The following is a 1,777-nucleotide window of genomic DNA, read 5'->3' on the forward strand; positions in this document are numbered from 1 at the left end:
GGAATGTTTGTTGGTAACTACATTTTACCAAAGAGAGGTGTCTTTTTCTGTACTTTTAAGTTCAATATTCTAACTGATCTTTACGGTAAAAGGATAGAACGTCGTTCTTAGGGGTGCGAAACTTGAGGTGTAAATTTTATAATATAAAAAGATACTTCTGTCAGGAATGATTGGCTAACAGAAGTACCTTATTTAGTAGAAAAGTATATGTTTCTTTGCTGTCTTTAATATTACCGAGGATGAACGGCACGTGAAGTTTTTCTTACCTTCTCTTCAACCGCTTGTTCGGATTAATAATGAAGGCGATGACCATGACAATCAGGGCTTCGGTCAGGACATAGGATGACCAGACGCCATTCATGCCGAAGAAATAACTCAACACGATAGCTAATGGAATAATTAGTAGACCACCTCTTAATAGCGAAAAGAGCAGTGCTCTGTTAGGCTGATCTGTAGCACCGAAGTAACTGGTCAGAATTGTATTCATTCCTGCGAACACAAAGCCGATAAAATAAATCAGCAGACCACTTGTCGCCATTCGGGCAATATGTGCACTGTTTTCACTATTGAAAACTGATATGATTTCTTCAGTAAAGGCCGCTGTTCCTACGTACACGCTTAAACTCAAGACCAGCGCCGTCAGAAAGGATAAAACGAGAACATGCTTCATCCCTTTCAGGTCTTTCTGACCGTAGCTCTCACTTAACAGCGGCTGGGTCCCTTGAGCGATACCGGCGAATAAGGACAGGACTACGAACGAAATATTGGCAATAATACCATATGCCGCCAGACCATTATTCCCTTCCAGGTTGAAAATAATTGTATTGAAGGAGAACATGACGACAGCAGCAGACAGTTCATTAATAAAGGCCGCTGCACCCAAGTAGGTCACATCTTTAATGATCCACCCTTCAATTTTCTGGAAAGTGAACTTCAGTTGATTACCCGGCTTGAAGAAGTGAATGGACAGGATGATCAGACTGACAATAGGCGATATGCTTGTTGCCAGTGATGCCCCAAACATACCAAGCTGCATTGGAAATATGAAGATATAATCGAGTACGACATTAAGGACACTTCCGATGACCATCCCATACATAGCTAGAGAGGGATCCCCGTCATTTCTGACAAAGGCCAGCAGCATATTATTTAGTACAAAAAACGGGGCGAATGTCAGGATTGTCCTTATATAGACGGCTGTCATTTCAAATGTTTCGGCATCCGCCCCTAGAGCACGTGCCATCGGGGAGGCCCCGAACAGGCCGATCATCATAAATAGAATTCCCATGCCCACTGCAAACAGGAATGTCTGCGAGTAGACTCGGTTGGACTCGGCCAGTTTATTCTGCGATAAAAGAATCTTGTACCTTGTCGCTCCCCCTAAGCCCAGCATCAGTCCAAATCCGTGAATGATTCCAAACGCTGGAATACTCAAGTTCAGTGCCGCGATTCCTGTTGGTCCTAATGCCTGAGCGATGAACAAGGTATCTGCCAGTATATAAAAAGAGATGCCCAGCATACCGAGCATGTTCAAACTGACGTATTTAAAAAACAATTTAAAATTATTCTGCATAATTATCCTCCGACTGAAAAATGAGTCTTCAACTAGCATACTCGGCTTTGGATATAAAGTCAATTGACTTAATATGCATGTATGTGTCAAGACTTTGGCGGAAACTTTTTTTCTAGAGATGGTAACTCTTCAATTTTAATATTAAAATGGCTCATTCTGTGTGTTTCATTACCCAAACATTTTCTTCAGTTGTCCCATTGGACT

The 1,777-nt window shown here is 41.9% G+C and carries 1 protein-coding gene; it reads right to left on the reverse strand.

From position 1 onward, the window contains the following. Window positions 1–262: 262 nt before the first annotated feature. Window positions 263–1,573 carry an MATE family efflux transporter gene (locus ACYQ2O_RS12135; RefSeq protein WP_459796691.1) on the reverse strand — a complete coding sequence of 437 codons (1,311 nt, stop codon included), beginning with the start codon at window positions 1,571–1,573 and terminating at the stop codon, window positions 263–265. Between the last annotated feature and the right edge of the window lie 204 nt (window positions 1,574–1,777).

This window comes from Alkalibacterium sp. m-11, from assembly GCF_054658155.1.

What these genes read in the sequence shown, in the direction of transcription:
- ACYQ2O_RS12135 (WP_459796691.1), bottom strand. Translation starts at nt 1,573, where the DNA reads ATGCAGAATAATTTTAAATTGTTTTTTAAATACGTCAGTTTGAACATG.